Here is a 15,958-nt window from a genome sequence, read left to right on the forward strand (position 1 = left end):
GACCGCACACATGTGGCATGGCCAACCTGACGCTGCCCGACCACCCCACGCCCCCGGAGGGGGCCGACGACGTGTGGCTCCACTGTATCGAGTGTTCTCACACCCTGCCGCCGTTCGACGATGTCGTCTTCACCTGCCCGGAGTGTGACGGCCTGCTGGAGGTCCGCTACGCCGACTACCCGACGTTCGACGACTTCTCCGGCGACGAGCGCGTGTGGCGCTACAGCGCCGCGCTCCCGTTTGAGGCGGGCGTCTCGCTCCCCGAGGGCGGCACCCAACTCCACGAGGTGCCGCGACTCGAAGACGACATCGGCGTCCGGAACCTCCGCGTCAAACACGAGGGGATGAACCCGACCGGCTCGTTCAAAGACAGGGGGATGACCGTCGGCGTCCGGGTCGCACAGGAGCTCGACGTGGACCGGCTCGCCTGCGCCTCGACCGGGAACACCTCCGCCGCGCTCGCGGCCTATGGTGCCCGCGCCGGACTCGAAACGCTCGTGCTCCTCCCGGAGGGAAAAGTCGCCGCCGGCAAAATCGCGCAGGCGAGTCTCCACGGCGCGCGCATCCTCGAGGTCGACGGCAACTTCGACGACTGTCTCGACCGCGTGCAGGACCTCGCGAACCGCGGCGAGGCGTACCTCCTGAACTCTCTCAATCCGTACCGACTGGAGGGCCAGAAGACGATCGGTCTCGAAATCCTCGAACGGTTCCGTAACGAGGAGGGTCGGTTCCCGGACCGCATTGTCCTTCCGGTCGGGAACGCCGGTAACACCGCCGCGCTGTACAAGTGTTTCCGCGAACTCGTCCAGTCGGGCGCGCTCGCGCCCGGCGACGTGCCGAAGCTGACCGGCGTGCAGGCGGAGGGGGCCGCGCCGATGGTCGAGGCGATTCGCGAGGGGAACGACGAGACCCGCCGCTGGGTGGAGGTCGAGACAATCGCGACCGCAATCCGCATCGGCAACCCCGTCAACGCGCCGAAAGCGCTGCCGGGAATCCGCGAGACGGGCGGCACCGCTGTCGCCGTCTCCGACGCCGAAATCACGGACGCACAGCGGGACCTCGCCGGCGAGGGCATCGGCGTCGAACCGGCGAGCGCGGCGAGCGTCGCCGGCCTCCGCAAACTCGTCGCCAGCGGCGAAATCTCCACCGGCGAAGACGTGGTCTGTCTCACGACCGGCCACCTGCTGAAAGACCCCGACGCCGCCGCGGCCGCCGGTAACGCCCCCGAGGGTGTCCCGAACGACACCGACGACATCCTCCGACACCTCGCCGGCAAATCCGTCGGCGGGAGCGGACTGCTCGGGTTGCTCCGTCGCCTGCTGTAGTCGACACTCCCGACGTTCTTACGGCGACCGGCTGACCCGCCGCCCGACGACGAGTATCGCGCCGCCGAGCAGTGCGCCCACGACCACACGCAACGGTCGCGCGACGGCGTATCCGAACACCGCTCCGACCGGTCCAGACGGGCCGAAGACGACCTGCGTCCGCCCGAAGCCGTCGGTCGCCGCAGTCGGCCAGACCACCGTCTCGTTCGCGCGCTCGCCGTTGCCCGGAATCAGGCGTGGAACCGTCTCGCCCGGGCCCCGAACCGTCACCGCGTACTCCCCAATCGAAGGCCGGTAGCTCGACTGGTCGAAGTCGAACACCACGACGCCACCGAGTCGCCGCGTCGCCGGCCGTTGGCCGCCGTAGCGAACGGTGACCCGTTGGCCGTCGAGCGTTGCCGTCAGATTCCGCGGGCGCGTGACGATGCGCTCGCTTTCGACGACGCGTTCCCGATACGACTCGTCCGTCCGGAGTCGCCGCGCCGTCGCCTCGCCGACGGTCGCCGTCTCCACCCACCGGGTCGTGCCGTCCTCGGCGACGGTGACGGTGAGTGAACTGTCGAGTATCACCGCGTCGGGCTGGTCGGGCGGATACCCCTCGTCGTCGGCCAGTCCACAGATGCCGCACACGTCGACGGGTGGTGGTGCACTACCGACGGCGCTCGCGGCGAGCACGACGACGAAAAGGAGCGCGAGGAGGACAAGGGTGGACCGTCGCATACCCACTCGTGACAGCCGAGTGTGAAGAAACTATCTTAGCGGCCGATTTCGACGCCGTCGAGCGCGATGTAGGTAATGTCGATGATGCGGTCGTCGTCGAGCAGCTTCTCGCGTGCGCCCTCGGGAATCTCGTGGTCGACGTTGTAGACGGTGAGCGCCTCACCGCCGATGGTCTCGCGGGCGTTGTACATCCCGGCGATGTTGATGTCGTACTCGCCCATGACCGAGCCGATGAGGCCGATGACGCCCGGCTCGTCGGTGTTGCGCGCGATGACCATCTGGCCGCCCGGAATCGCGTCGACGCGGTATCCGTCGACGCGGACGATACGCGGGTCCTCGCCGTTGAACAACGTTCCTTCCACGGCGACGGAATCCGTCTCGCCCTCGACGGTGACGGTGACGAGACTCTGGAAGTCGTCGGACTGGCGGCGCTTGCTCTCGGTCACCTCGATGCCGCGCTCCTCGGCGACACCCTGTGCGTTGACGCTGTTGACGTGCATCTGTGACGGCTTGAACACGCCTTTGAGTGCGCTCGCGGTGACGAGGTCAATCTCCTCGTCGGCGATGTCTCCCTCGTAGGCGATCTCGACGCGCTCGATGCGGTCGTCGAGCAGTTGGACGGCGATTTCGCCCGCGGTCTCGGCGATGCCGATGTACGGCTCCACGCGCGGGAAGGCGGCGGCGTCCATCGAGGGCGCGTTCAGGGCGTTCACGACCGGCTCGTCGGCGAAGGCCGCGAGCACCTGGTCGGCGATGGAGGTGGCGACGTGCTCCTGTGCGGCGCTCGTGGAGGCTCCGAGGTGCGGGGTGACGATGATGTCGTCCACGTCGAGCAGCGGCGAATCGTCGGGCAGGGGTTCCTCGCCGAACACGTCGAGTGCCGCGCCCGCGAGCGTGCCGTCCTCGACGGCGGCCGCGAGTGCCGGCTCGTCGATGATGCCGCCGCGCGCGCAGTTGACGACGTAGCCGCCCTCCAGCTTCGCGAGTTCCTCCTCGCCGATGAGATTCTCCGTCTCCGGCGTGAGCGGGGTGTGGATGGTGAGGAAGTCCGCGCGGTCGAGGACGCTGTCGAGCTCCGCCAGTTCGGCACCGAGCTGGTCGGCCCGCTCCTCGGAGATGTAGGGGTCGTACGCGACGAGGTCCATCCCGAGCGCGGCGAGTCGCTTTGCGACTTCTTGGCCGACGCGGCCCAGCCCCACGACGCCGAGCGTCTTGGCGTTGACCTCCGTGCCGAGATACTCACTCTTGGCCCACTCGCCGTTGTTGAGCCGGCTGTGTGCCTGCGGAATCGAGCGCGCGCTGGCAAAGGCCATCGCGACGGTGTGTTCGGCGGCGGCGCGGACGTTCCCCTCGGGGGCGTTCGCCACGATGACGCCGTGGTCGGTTGCAGCGTCGATGTCGATGTTGTCGACGCCGATGCCGGCGCGGCCGACGATGCGGAGGTCAGGGGCGCTTTCGAGCAGTTCGCGGGTCACTTCCGTGCCGGAGCGGACGACGAGCGCGTGCGCGTCTGCGACTGCTTCGTGAAGCGCGTCACCCTCCAGTTCATAGCCCGTTTCGACCTCGTGGCCGGCCTCGCGGAGCCGGTCGAGCCCGGCGTCTGCGATGGGGTCCGTGACGAGTACCTTCATACGGAGAGCGGAGAGCGGCGCGTGGTTAACGCTTTGCTCCCCGACAGCTTTCACCCCCGTGTCCAAGCACAGCGCTTATCGGCCGCTCTGGTAAATGACGGGTAATGGCCGTCATCGGAACCGTCGGGCTACCGGGGAGCGGAAAGGGCGAGTTCGCCAGCGTCGCGAGCGACCTCGACATCCCGGTAGTCACGATGGGTGACGTGATTCGGACGGAGTGTCGCCGGCGCGGTCTCGACCCCGCGGACCACCACGGCGAGGTGGCACAGGCGCTCCGCGACGAGGACGGTCCACTCGCCATCGCCGAACGCTCCATCCCTATCATCCGCGACGCGTTAGAACACAGCGACACCGTCGTCGTCGACGGGCTTCGCTCGGCCGCCGAACTCCAACACTTCCGGTCGGCCTTCGGCGACGAGTTCGAACTCATCGCCATCGAAGCGCCCTTAGAGGACCGCGCCCACCGCATCGACTCCCGCGGCCGCGACAACAACGCACAGGAGACGCTTCGCCAGCGCGACGAGCGGGAACTCGGCTTCGGGCTGGGCGAGGCAATCGAGCAGGCCGACCGGACCATCGAGAACGACGGCTCGCTCACACAGTTTCACGACCAGGTCGAGGAGATTCTCCAATGATATTCGCCGTCGACGTACGGGCGGAAACCCCCGTCAACGAGACCGAGCTGCCAGACCGCGTCGAGCGTGCCGTCCGCACCATCTTCCCCGACGCCGACATCACGTGGGAGACGGGGCGGCTCGTCGCCGAGACACACGACCTCGCGCACTTCTCTGAACTCCTCCACGAACAGGAGATTCTCGACACCGCGCGCAACGCCTTCGAGGTTGACGAGGAGGGCTTTTCGTTCCGCCTGAAGAAGGCTGCTGCCTTCGAGGGCGTCGTCAACTTCGCCGTCGGCTCGCCGGGCGAGCTCGGCGTCATCGACGTGCGGGTCGACGTGCGCGAGCCGTCGGTCGAACAGTACATCGACCACGTCATCCCCTCGACGGAGGACGGCGAACCGGTCTAGAGCCCCGAGACCTGAATCGCGACCCACTCCGAGTAGTCGCGGCGTCGCCACACCCGCACTTCCGTCACCCACTTCACCCACTGAAAGCCGCGGCGTCCGGGCGCGACCAGCCGCATCGGCCGCCCGTGGCCGTGGCTCAGCGGCTCCCCGTCGACGTGCGTCGCGAGCAGTGCATCGCGCGCCTCATCCAGTGGGAGCGACCACCGGTAGCCCGTCACCGAGCGGAACTGCACCCACGACGCCCCCGCCGTCGGGCCGGCCGTCCCGAGTAGCGCTTCCACCGAGAGTCCGCGCCAGTCGTGCTCCGAGTACCAGCCGCTCGTGCAGTCGAGGAGGGCGCGCTGTTCGGTGTCGAACGCGAGGTCGCTCCGCTCGAACTCCCGTTCCGTCTCGACCGCGCCCGTCACAGAGAGCGTCCACGCGCCCGAATCGAGCGGGTCGGGGTCGTCTGCGACCCACGCGGTCACGGGGAAGTCGTTCCCCTCGCCGGACCCCTGTTCGCGCGACCCGGTGTACCGGCGGGCCGTCCCGAGCGCGTTGCTCGCACGATACGCGACCGCGCCCAGCGTCACCATTCCGACCCACGACAGCGTCTGTCTGCGGTCGCGGAGACTCGCCTGCGAGGGAATCCGGAGGCGGTCGCGCAGGTGGCCGACGAGCACGACTGTCGTCGCCACCCCGAGGACGGCGTGGACGAAGAGGAGGGTGAACGCTCCCGGGAGGCTCGCGCCGAACACCCACGCGACACCGGTCGCGAGCGCAGCGACGGCGAGCACGGTGAGCAGTATCGAGACGGCCACGCGACCGGAGCGGGCGCGCACGCCGGCCCGGACGCGGGCGCGGACCCGCCACAGTTTCACGCCGAGAAAGCCCACGAGCGTGATGCCGACCCCGCCGTGAAGGAGAAACAGCCACGCGTCGCCGGGTCGCGCGACCAGTCCCGCAAGCCCCGTCGCGAGCGCGATGGTCACCCCCGCGAGCAGGGAGTAATCCACGACGTCGGCGTCCATACGACCGGATACGGCTACTGATACTTGAGTGCTCGACCAGTGGGTATGGGTACCAGAAACTTTTATTACCGAATGTCTTTTCATGTTAAGTCTATGTCTAGTGTCATCCTCTACGCGGACGCCGATGCTGGTCGGCGGAGCGCCGTCTCCGAGGAGTTGGAGGCGACTCGGCGATTCGCTCCGGCCACGGCGTCGTCGCTCCGGGCGACCCGCGAGCGACTCGCCGCACAGAGGGTGGATGCGGTCGTCGTGGGAGCGACAGTCGCCGACGGTACCGCGGCCGACCTCGTGGCGACCGTCGCATCCGTCGCGCCGTGGCTCCCGCTGTTCGTGTACGCGGCCGACGGTGAGACCGGCATCGACGCGGCCGACCGCGAGACGCTGCTCACCGACCGCTACGACGCCGACGAGATCTCACCGGTCACGCTCGTCGACGAACTCGCCGCCACCATCAGCGAGCGGCCGACCACGCCCAACGCCGACCGCGAGCGCACTCGCCTCGCCGCGCTCGACGGGTACGATATCCCGGCGGCGACTCGGCTCCCGTTCGACCGGCTCACCGGTCTGGCGGCCGACGTGCTCGATGCACCCGTCTCGTTCGTCAGCGTCATCACCGACCGCGAACAGCAGCTGCTCGGCGCGAGCGGGCTCGATGTCGACTGCATCGACCGCGCGAACTCCGTCTGTACCCACGGTCTCAACGAAGAGTCACATCTGGCTATCGACGACCTGCTCGCCGACCCGAAGTTTGCCAACATCGACGCATTAGTCCAGACCGGACTGCGCTCGTATCTCGGCGTCCCGCTCCGGACTCCCGGCGGCGAGCCGCTCGGGATGTTCTGTGTGATGGACACCGAACCCCGCGAGTACAACGAGTGTGACGTTGAGCGTCTGCGTGGCTTCGCCCGTACGGCCATGGACATGCTCACGCTCCAGCGGCCCGACCCGCTGGAATCGCCGTTCGGCGCTTAACTGGAGAAGAGACTCGTGTGGACGGGCGCGAAGTCGTCGCCCTCGTCGCGCTCGACCGTGTCCGAGACGGCGCTGCCTCTGACGCCCGAATCGAGGAAATCTCCCAGCGGCGGGCCGACGTGTTCCGGCTCGACGAGGAACGCGTCGTGGCCGTGGTCCGACTCGACCACGTGGTGGGCGCTCCGGGTGCCGGTAGCGCGGAACGCCTCGGCTAGCTCCTCGCCCTGTTTGGTCGTGAAGTGCCAGTCGCCGGTGAAGGAGACGACGAGCGCCTCGCCGTCAAAGGCGGCCAGCGCCTCGCTGTCCGACTCGTAGCCGCCGGCGAGGTCGTAGCTGTCCATCGCGCGGGTCAGGTACAGGTAGGCGTTCGCGTCGAACCGCTCGGCGAACCGCTCGCCGTTGTAGTCCAGATACGACTCCACCTCGCGGTACGGGAAGAATCCCGCGGCGGGGTCGAGCTCGAAGGCGTCGCGGGCGGCGTCCATCCCCGCGGAGCGGCGACCGAACTTCTTGGCCATCGACGACTTGGAGAGATACATCACGTGGCCGAGCTGGCGCGCGAGCGCGAGTCCCTGTACCGGGTCGGGACCGTCGCCGTAGTAGTCGCCCCCCTGCCAGTCGGGGTCGGTCGTGATGGCGCGGCGGGCGATGGACTCGATTGCGAGACACTGCGCGTCGAGTCGCGCCCCCGTCGCGACGGCGAGGACGCGGTCCACGTGGTCGGGGTGGCGTTTCGCCCAGTCGAGGGCGTTCATCCCGCCGACGGAGCCACCGACGACGGCGTGGAGGTTCGGGACGCCGAGCTCATCGAGCAGGAGTCGCTGGGCGCGCGTCCAGTCGCCGACCGTGACGGCCGGGAACCGCGTCCCCCACGGCTCCCCGTCCGGTCCCTCCGACGGCGGGCCGGAGGAGCCGTAACAGGAGCCGGGAACGTTCGCGCAGACGACGAAGTACTCGTTCGTGTCGACGGCCTTCCCCGGACCGACGATGTCGTCCCACCACGCGGCGGCCTGGCCGGCCGTGTCACTGCGCCGCCGGCGACCGGCGACGTGTTGTGAGCCGGTGAGCGCGTGACAGACGAGGACGGCGTTGTCGCCCGTGAACTCGCCGTACGTCTCGTACGCGAGCGTGAGGTCGGAAATTGACTCCCCGCAGTCGAACTCGAACTCGCCGAGCGAAGCGGTGTCGCTCATATCGCCCCCTCCAGGTCGGCGATGATGTCCTCGCTGTTCTCGATACCGACCGAGAGCCGGAGCAGGTCGGGCGTGACGCCGGAGGCGCGCTGTTCTGCCTCGGAGAGTTGGGCGTGGGTCGTGCTCGCGGGGTGGATGACGAGCGTGCGCGAGTCGCCGATGTTGGCGAGGAACGTCGCCACCTCCACCGACTCACAGACGCGCGTGCCGCCCTCGTAGCCGTCTTCGAGTCCGAAGGTGACCATCCCGCCGTAGCCGTCCAGATACTCGCTCGCGAGGTCGTGGGTCTCGTGGCGCTCCAGTCCGGGGTAGTTCACCCACGCCACGTCGTCGTTGGCGTCGAGATACTCGGCGACGGCGAGCGCGTTCTCGCAGTGGCGCTCCATCCGAAGCCCGAGCGTCTGGACGCCCTGGAGGGTGGCCCACGCGTCGAACGGCGACTGCTGGTCGCCGAGCGACCGGAGACTCCGCTGGCGGACGGCGTACTCGAAGGCGCGGTCGCCGTACCGCTGGGTGAAATCCAGCCCGTCGAACGCGGCGTTCGCGGTCACCTCGGGGTAGTCGCCGGCGTGCCAGTCGAACTCGCCGCCGTCGACGAGAATCCCGCCGACGGTGGTCCCCGAGCCGTGAATCCACTTCGTCGTGGACTCCCACACGAGGTCGGCGCCGTGCTCGAAGGGCCGACACAGCGCCGGCGTCGCGAACGTGTTGTCCACGAACAGCGGCACGTCGTGGTCGTGGGCGACCTCGGCAATCTCCTCGATGGGCGGTGTCACGAGCGACGGATTGCCGATGGTTTCGAGGTGGATGTAGGCCGTCTTCTCGTCGATGGCTTCGGCGTAGGCTTCCGGGTCGAGGGTGTCGACGAACCGGGCTTCGATTCCCCGGCGCGCGGCGGTGTGGTTCAGGTAGGCGTGCGTGCCGCCGTAGATGGACGCGGCGGAGACGACGTTGTCGCCCGGTTCCGCGAGCACGAGCGTGGCGGCGTCGAAGGCGGCCATCCCCGAGGCGGTAGCACAGGCTCCGGTCCCGCCGTGGAGGGCGGCGAGCCGTCGCTCCAGCACGTCCGTCGTCGGGTTCGACATGCGCGAGTACATGTGGTCGTCGCCTTCGAGCGCGTACAGTTCGGCGGCCTGCTCGGCGCTCTCGAACTCGTAGGACGTGGTCTGGTGAATCGGGAGCGACGCCGCCCCGGTCGCCGGGTCGCCTTCGTCGCCGGCGTGGAGTGCTCGCGTGTCGAAACCGAGCGTGTTCATGTACAGTATGCATATTCATCCAAGTTCGTATAACTCCCAGTTACGGCAACTGTTGCCGACAGCGGGATACCACGAGGTTTATTCGCGTCACAGGACACGAGACGGGTATGACAGACGCGGACAACGTCCTCTTCGTCGTGCTGGACACCGTCCGGAAGGACCACCTCACGCCGTACGGCTACGACCGGGAGACGACGCCGACGCTCGAGTCGCTCGCCGAGAAGGCGACCGTCTACGAGCAGGCCGTCTCGCCGGCCCCGTGGACGCTGCCCGTCCACGCCTCCATGTTCACCGGCCTGTATCCGAGCCAACACGGCGCGAGCCAAGAGCAGCCGTATCTCGACGAGTCCATCGGCACGCTCGCCGAGGCGCTCCAGTCGTCGGGGTACGACACGGCGTGTTACTCCTCGAACGCGTGGATTACGCCCTACACCCGACTGACCGCGGGGTTCGACGAGCAGGACAACTTCTTCGAGGTGATGCCCGGCGAGTTCCTCTCGGGGACGCTCGCCGACCTCTGGCAGAAGGTCAACGACAACGACACGCTCCGCAGCGTCGCCAACAAACTCGTCGAGGTCGGCAACGACATCCACGAGTACTTCGCCGGCGCGGAGGGGGCCGACTCCAAGACGCCGGAGGTCATCGACAACGCCATAGAGTTCACCGACGACGCCGACGAGTGGTTCACGTTCGTCAACCTGATGGACGCTCACCTCCCCGTGTATCCGCCCGACGAGTACGCCCAGCAGTTCGCCCCCGGCGTCGACGCCACCGAGGTGTGTCAGAACTCGAAGGAGTACAACTCCGGCGCGCGCGACATCTCCGAGTCGGAGTTCGACGACATCCGCGGGCTCTACGACGCCGAGATCCGCCACATGGACGCGGAACTCGACCGGCTGTTTTCCCACCTGAAGGCGACCGACCAGTGGGAGGACACGCTCGTCGTCGTGTGTGCCGACCACGGGGAACTCCACGGGGAACACGACCTCTACGGCCACGAGTTCGGCATCTACGACCCGCTCGTCAACGTCCCGCTCATGGTCAAGACACCCGGGGAGGAGGGCGGTCGCGACGACACGCAGGTGGAGATGCAGGACCTCTATCACACGGTGCTCGACTTCACCGGCGTCTCCGCCGGTCGCGGTGAACCCCTCGACACGACGCGCTCGCTGCTGTCTGGCGACTACCGCGACTTCGCCGACGGCGAGTACGCCTTCGTGGAGTACCACCGCCCGGTGGTCGAACTCAAGCAGTTGGAGACGAAGGCCGAGGAGGCCGGTATCACCCTCGATGAGGAGTCGCGCTACTACTCGCGGATGCGTGCTGCCCGCCGCACGGACGGCAAGTACATCCGCAACGAGCGCACCACGGACGAGGCCTACCGCATCGACACCGACGCCGGGGAACGCGACGACCGCATCGACGACCCCGACGAGGTCATCGAGGAGATCGAGGCGACGCTGCGCGAGTTCGAGACGCGCGTCGGGGAGACGTGGGACGACGACTACGACCCCGACGCCGATGTGCTCGGGGAGATGGACGGCACCGCGAAGGACCGCCTGCAGGACCTCGGCTATCTGGAGTAGTGGACCGCTCGCTCCCGGTCGACCGCGCGACGGTCTGGAAAATCCTCGCCGGCTTCGCCGTCGCCGGCATCGTCCTCTACTTCGTCGCCTCGCAGTTCGGGCTCGGCGAGGTAGTCGACACGCTCGCCGGCGCGGACTTCCGGTGGCTCGCCGTTGGCTGTCTCTCCACGACGCTGTGTCTCGTCCTCTGGGGGAAGGCGTGGCACGTCGTCCTTCGGGTCGCCGGCATCGACGTGTCATTCCGCAAGCTCGTGGGCACCTACTTCGCCGCCACGTTCGCCAACTATGTCACGCCACTCGGACAGGCGGGCGGCGAGCCGTTCATCGCCTACGTGCTCTCGCGCGACACCGAGGCCAGCTACGAGGAGTCGCTCGCGTCGGTCGTCACCGCTGACCTGCTGAATCTGCTCCCGTTTTTCTCCTTTTCGGCCATCGGCCTCTCGGTCCTGCTCGCGCAGTCGTCGCTCCCGGGTGCGGCCCAGTCGCTCGCGTGGGGGTTGCTCGCGATGGCTGTCGGCGTCCCCGTCCTCGTCGGACTGGCGTGGCGGTATCGCGAGACCGTTCGCGGCGGCGTGCTCCGGCTCGTCCGACCCGTCGCCCGAATCACGAGCCGCGTCTCAACCGACGGAGTGGCTCGCCGCATCGACGAGCTGTACGACTCTTTCGGCCGTATCGCGCAGGACCGCCGCGCGCTCGTCGTCGCCGTCGCTTTCGCGTACGCCGGGTGGGTGTTCTTCGCCCTGCCGCTGTACTTCGCCGGCAGGACGCTCGGCGTTCCGGGAATCGACCCGCTGCTCGTGTTGTTCGTCGTTCCGGCCTCGACGCTCGCCGGCCTGACGCCGTCGCCCGGTGGGACGGGTGGCGTCGAACTCGCGCTCGTCGCGCTGTTGGTCGCGCTCACGCCGGTGTCGAACGCCGTCGCGCTCTCGGTTGCGCTCGTGTATCGCGTGATGAGCTACTGGTTCGCGCTCGTGGTCGGGGGGCTGGCCGCGGTGGGTGTCGTGGCCCGTTCCTGATTTCGATGTATCGTCTGGTGGATTTGGCTACATCGGTGGCAAGCCTGGTTTGAAACCTCCGAGCGTGTTGATTGCTGGCTACTCTGTCACGGACGCCTCGAAAGCCCCAGGCGTGTCGCGGTCGTTCCGTGACATATCGATCGCTCACTGCGTTCGCTCCCGATAGTGGTCACGGAGCCGACCATGCGAACGCGACACGCCCGTCTCTGCAAGACGCTGCGCGTCTTGCTGACCCTGAAGTCTGCCATGGCAGACTTCAGGACCTCTTTCGGTCCGCCCGACAGCACCGCCCACACGCCTCCCCAGCCGATTCGCTCCCTCCGGTCGCTCATCCACTGTCAGAGCACGCGCTGACAAGCCGTCGCTCGGTGCCCTCGCGACGACCTCGCGCTGACTCGCGCGCCGATGCGCGCTCGGACCACGCCACCGCATCCGTCTCGCTCGATTGAGCAACCGTTGTGGTGGCCTGACGCACCGCGCGCCAGCGCGTGTGCGTCGTGGGGAAGGGTTGGGAGAGTGGCCGACGGCCACGGGCCAGCGAGCGGGAGCGAAGCGACACGCGAGCGGGCGGTCCGTCGCGCCCGCGTGGCGCGATGCGACCGCTAACAGTGCTGTTTCCCCGAGGCCAAGCAACGAGGACGGTCGCGGTGCTGGCAACATCAAATAGACATGCGTCAAACTCGTGTCAGCTTCAGTTGACGGCCCTGACGCTGAAGACACAACAACCGGCGCAAAGGTTCAAACCAGAAGCCGCGGCCACCGACCGTATGCTGTAACGAGTCGCCCGCGACGCCCGAGACGGGAGTCCGGCGCAGCGTCGCGCGTACCCAGCCGGCTGTTCGCTATCCGAGGAGTCGCTCGTAGACCGAGATGACTCCCTCGCGCACGTCGGCCATCGGGACGCCGGCAGCGTCGGCCACCGCGAGCGCACCACCCATCCCGACTCCCTCCTTCGCCTCGCCGGCGAGGTATCGCTCGAAGGCGACGTGGCTGTCGTCGAAACCGGGGTCGGTGACGGTCACGTCGAGGTCGAAGGCGTCGGCGGCCGCCGACAGGTCGACGTTCGGGTCGGCGTCGACGAACGAGGTGGTAGCAAGCGAGAGCCGGCCATCCGCGTCGGCGTGACGAGCCAGCGCGGCGACGGCGAGCAACTGCGTGCCGCCGGCCAGCGTCACCGGCGTGTCAGTCTCCAGCGCGCCGACGGCTACCCCGCCCAGCACTGCGGCCGTCGGGTCGCCCATCCGGCGGACGGCGCGTCGCGGCTGGCCCGTACACGAGCCGGCATCGAGGTCGCTGGTCTCCAGTCCCGCCGCCACCATCTCTCGTTTCAGATCGAGCGGATTCGAGGCGAGCGACGAGGAGACGCCCGTCGCGTCCGTCTCACCGAGTGCCGTCAGGACGCCGAGAGCGGTCGTCGTCCCACCGGGAACTGTCTCGGCGAGCAGCAGGTCTTCATCGAGTGCGCGCCCGAACTGTCGGGCGGCCTCCCACGCGCCGTACGCCGTCGGCACGGGTTCCTCCTCGCGGATGTCGCGGCCCGGCGTCGCGCCGACGGTGACGGTGCCGGCCGCCGTCGGCTTCGCGAGGCCGGCGTCCACGACCGTCAGCGGCAGGTCGAGCCGTTCGCGCACGGCGCGGGTCACGACCGCCGGCGTCGGACAGCCGGCCGGCGAGACAGGGGTCACCGGCGCTCGCACCGGCTTTCCGTACTCTAGTATCTCGGCGTCGGCACTCGGCGTGTGGACGAGCAGGTCGCCGTCCATTCCCGCCGCGCTCAGCCCATCGATGGCCGCAGTGTCGGTCGTCCCGGCGGCAAGTACGAGGCGCGTCATACTCGTCGTGAGGGGAGCCGACGCTTGTGTCGTCCGGTCCGGAGCGAGCGCTTTTGCTCGCGGCGACCGTCCCCTCCGTATGGCTTGGAGCACGGATGATATTCCCGACCAGAGCGACCGCCGATTCGTGATTACCGGTGCGAACAGCGGCATCGGTAAAGAGGCGGCTCGCGAACTCGCGCGCGCCGGCGGCACGGTCGTGATGGCCTGTCGCTCGCTCGACCGCGGTGAGACCGCCCGCGACGAGATTCGCGAGGAAATTCCCGGTGCGAGCCTCCGTGTCGAGCCGCTCGACTTGGCGAGTCTCGACTCAGTCCACGACTTCGCCCACCGGCTCGACGGTCCCATCGACGTGCTCATCAACAACGCCGGCGTGATGGCGATTCCTCGCGCCGAGACCGACGACGGCTTCGAGATGCAGTTCGGCGTGAACCACCTCGGCCACTTCGCGCTCACCGGCCTGCTCGTCGACCAGCTAGAAGACCGCGTCGTCACCGTCTCCTCGCGCGCCCACGAGAACGGCGATATCGACTTCGACGACCCGCACTCGCGCGTGAACTACGACCGCTGGGAGGCGTACGGTCAGTCGAAGCTCGCGAACCTCCTGTTCGCGTACGAACTCGACCGGCGCAGCGACCTGACGAGTCTGGCCTGTCACCCCGGCTTCGCCGCGACGAATCTACAAAACGGCGCGGCGACCTCACTCCCGATGCGTGTCGTCATGGGTGTAATCAACCGCGTCATCGCACAGTCGGCTGCCGACGGTGCGCTTCCCACCCTCTACGCGGCGACCGACCGCGACGCCGAAGGCGGCCAGTATATCGGTCCCAACGGTCTCGGCCAGATGCGCGGTGCGCCCGAACCACAGGAGTCGACCGACCGCTCGTACGACGAGCCGCTGGCAAAGCGGCTGTGGACACTCTCGGAGGCCGAAACCGAAGTCACCTACCCGTTCTGAATCGAAACCGTCTCCGGGCCACCCCGTGTTTCCCCTGGAAATGAGCACGCGCCGTATCAAAGACCCCGTCCACGGCTACATCGAGTTGGCCGAGCCGCTGGTCGAGCGACTGGTCGACACGCCGGAGTTCCAGCGGCTCCGCCGCGTTCGCCAGCTCTCGGCGACCCATCTCGTCTATCCCGGGGCGACCCACACTCGCTTCGAGCACTCGCTCGGCGTCTATCACCTCGCTAGCGAGGTGTTCAGCAATCTCCGCGGACAGTCGTACTTCACCGACGGCGCGACGACCGCCGAGCTGGACGAAATCGAACAGACCCTTTCGTGTGCGAGTCTCCTTCACGACATCGGCCACCCGCCGCTGTCACATCTCGGCGAGCGCCACCTCGACGTAGATGCGCTTCGAGACCGACTCACCGAGACGGGCTTAGTCGCCCGGTTTCGGGCCGTCGCGCCCGACGTGAACGGCTGGCCGAAACCGATCGAGCGGGCCGCACCTCACGAACTGCTCTCGTGCGTTCACATCTTGGAGGTGTACGACGACGCGCTCGATGCGCTTGGCGTCTCGCCGGCTGAGGTTGCCGGCTACGTGCTCGGCTGGAGCCTCGCCTACGAGACGGGTGCAGCGTGGCAGTACGGCGTCGGTCCCGAGATTCTCCACTCCCCCGTCGACGTGGACCGACTCGACTACATGGTCAGAGACGACCACATGACCGGCGCGGACGTGCTGGATATCGACACCGACCGGATGACGAGCGCCTACACCGCCCACCCGAAGGCCGGTCTCGCACTCGCGGAGGGTGCACTCTCGGCCATCGGCAACTATCTGGAGGGGCGCGTCTCCCTGTACCAGTGGGTCACCCAACACCACAAATCGGTGTACGCGAACATGCTGTTCCAGCGACTGCTCGATGAACTCGCCGTCCGCGAGGACCTCATCACCGCCGACGCAGTCCTCTCTGGTATCGACGACTTCTGGCTGCTCGAACGGTTCCGCGAGACGGCAGCTGACCCGCCAGGCGGGGCGTTCGGTGACCTTTACGACCGGTATCGGTCGCGGGACTTCGCCGAGTCGTGCTGGAAACACCGACTCGGATTTGGTGATGCGGTCCCCGACGGCGTCGACCCCGACGCCTACGCTCGGTGGCTCATCGACAACGACGACAGGCTCGAAGCGACGCTGGCCGACGACCTCGGCCTCCCGGCCCACGAGGTGTGGATCGAACACTCCTACGTGCCAGAGTACGAGCCCGGTGAACTCCGCGACATCCCGCTTGCACACCGCGGTCGGGTCCAGTCGGTCGCCGACCACGGACTCTACGGCGGTCGCGAGTTCGAACGCACGATTCCCTTCGTGTACGTTCCGGAGGGGTACGCCCGCGACGCCGTCGCCGCACTCGCCGCCCGGTATCCGCGTCAGTGACTGCCACCGCCG

14 protein-coding genes are annotated in these 15,958 nt (G+C 68.0%); 8 read left to right on the forward strand and 6 right to left on the reverse strand.

Translation table 11 applies throughout. From position 1 onward, the window contains the following. Window positions 1-17 precede the first annotated feature (17 nt). Entirely contained in the window at window positions 18-1,325 is a 1,308-nt protein-coding gene (thrC, locus tag DMP03_RS04930) for a threonine synthase (RefSeq protein ID WP_152119600.1), read from the forward strand. An 18-nt stretch (window positions 1,326-1,343) separates the two neighbouring features. Here thrC and DMP03_RS04935 read toward each other — a convergent pair whose 3' ends face one another. Beyond that, a complete protein-coding gene (locus DMP03_RS04935) occupies window positions 1,344-2,045 on the reverse strand; it encodes a hypothetical protein (RefSeq protein WP_152119601.1) in 702 nt (233 codons plus the stop codon). A 35-nt stretch (window positions 2,046-2,080) separates the two neighbouring features. Beyond that, window positions 2,081-3,676, reverse strand: coding sequence for a phosphoglycerate dehydrogenase (gene serA, locus DMP03_RS04940; protein ID WP_152119602.1), 1,596 nt, complete (start codon window positions 3,674-3,676; stop codon window positions 2,081-2,083). 104 nt (window positions 3,677-3,780) lie between these two features. Between serA and DMP03_RS04945 the strand changes: the two genes are divergently transcribed. Then, the gene (locus DMP03_RS04945; protein WP_152119603.1) at window positions 3,781-4,311 is read left to right on the forward strand and encodes an AAA family ATPase; all 531 of its coding nucleotides are present in this window, start codon (window positions 3,781-3,783) and stop codon (window positions 4,309-4,311) included. Beyond that, complete coding sequence (locus DMP03_RS04950; protein ID WP_152119604.1) at window positions 4,308-4,703, forward strand: RNA-binding domain-containing protein; 396 nt, start codon at window positions 4,308-4,310, stop codon at window positions 4,701-4,703. Before DMP03_RS04945 ends, DMP03_RS04950 begins: the two co-directional genes overlap by 4 nt. Here DMP03_RS04950 and DMP03_RS04955 read toward each other — a convergent pair. Continuing rightward, a complete protein-coding gene (locus DMP03_RS04955) occupies window positions 4,700-5,713 on the reverse strand; it encodes a molybdopterin-dependent oxidoreductase (protein ID WP_152119605.1) in 1,014 nt (337 codons plus the stop codon). The genes DMP03_RS04950 and DMP03_RS04955 overlap by 4 nt on opposite strands. Window positions 5,714-5,806: 93 nt before the next feature. Here DMP03_RS04955 and DMP03_RS04960 point away from each other — a divergent pair, with 93 nt between their 5' ends. Then, window positions 5,807-6,685 (forward strand): GAF domain-containing protein, encoded by an 879-nt coding sequence (locus DMP03_RS04960; protein ID WP_172967078.1) that lies wholly within the window; start codon window positions 5,807-5,809, stop codon window positions 6,683-6,685. On the opposite strand, the gene metX is transcribed toward DMP03_RS04960, so the two are convergent. Together metX and DMP03_RS04970 are read right to left on the reverse strand one after the other, a co-directional pair. Then, on the reverse strand, window positions 6,682-7,878 hold the full coding sequence (gene metX, locus DMP03_RS04965) for a homoserine O-acetyltransferase MetX (RefSeq protein ID WP_152119607.1): 1,197 nt from the start codon (window positions 7,876-7,878) through the stop codon (window positions 6,682-6,684). The two genes, DMP03_RS04960 and metX, sit on opposite strands and share 4 nt — an antisense overlap. Beyond that, on the reverse strand, window positions 7,875-9,134 hold the full coding sequence (locus tag DMP03_RS04970) for an O-acetylhomoserine aminocarboxypropyltransferase/cysteine synthase family protein (RefSeq protein WP_152119608.1): 1,260 nt from the start codon (window positions 9,132-9,134) through the stop codon (window positions 7,875-7,877). The genes metX and DMP03_RS04970 overlap by 4 nt, the downstream gene beginning before the upstream one ends. A 107-nt stretch (window positions 9,135-9,241) precedes the next feature. Between DMP03_RS04970 and DMP03_RS04975 the strand changes: the two genes are divergently transcribed. Together DMP03_RS04975 and DMP03_RS04980 are read left to right on the forward strand one after the other, a co-directional pair. After that, window positions 9,242-10,720 (forward strand): sulfatase, encoded by a 1,479-nt coding sequence (locus tag DMP03_RS04975; protein ID WP_152119609.1) that lies wholly within the window; start codon window positions 9,242-9,244, stop codon window positions 10,718-10,720. Continuing rightward, window positions 10,720-11,736 (forward strand): lysylphosphatidylglycerol synthase transmembrane domain-containing protein, encoded by a 1,017-nt coding sequence (locus tag DMP03_RS04980; RefSeq protein ID WP_152119610.1) that lies wholly within the window; start codon window positions 10,720-10,722, stop codon window positions 11,734-11,736. The genes DMP03_RS04975 and DMP03_RS04980 overlap by 1 nt, the downstream gene beginning before the upstream one ends. 842 nt (window positions 11,737-12,578) lie before the next feature. On the opposite strand, the gene DMP03_RS04985 is transcribed toward DMP03_RS04980, so the two are convergent. Beyond that, complete coding sequence (locus tag DMP03_RS04985; protein WP_152119611.1) at window positions 12,579-13,568, reverse strand: nicotinate-nucleotide--dimethylbenzimidazole phosphoribosyltransferase; 990 nt, start codon at window positions 13,566-13,568, stop codon at window positions 12,579-12,581. A gap of 79 nt (window positions 13,569-13,647) precedes the next feature. Here DMP03_RS04985 and DMP03_RS04990 point away from each other — a divergent pair, with 79 nt between their 5' ends. Together DMP03_RS04990 and DMP03_RS04995 are read left to right on the forward strand one after the other, a co-directional pair. Then, a complete protein-coding gene (locus DMP03_RS04990; RefSeq protein ID WP_152119612.1) occupies window positions 13,648-14,526 on the forward strand; it encodes an oxidoreductase in 879 nt (292 codons plus the stop codon). 40 nt (window positions 14,527-14,566) lie between these two features. After that, window positions 14,567-15,946 carry an HD domain-containing protein gene (locus tag DMP03_RS04995; protein WP_152119613.1) on the forward strand — a complete coding sequence of 460 codons (1,380 nt, stop codon included), beginning with the start codon at window positions 14,567-14,569 and terminating at the stop codon, window positions 15,944-15,946. Window positions 15,947-15,958 lie beyond the last annotated feature (12 nt).

The sequence above is a fragment of the Halosegnis rubeus genome (assembly GCF_009184545.1).
GTDB classification, from domain to species: Archaea; Halobacteriota; Halobacteria; order Halobacteriales; family Haloarculaceae; genus Halosegnis; species Halosegnis rubeus.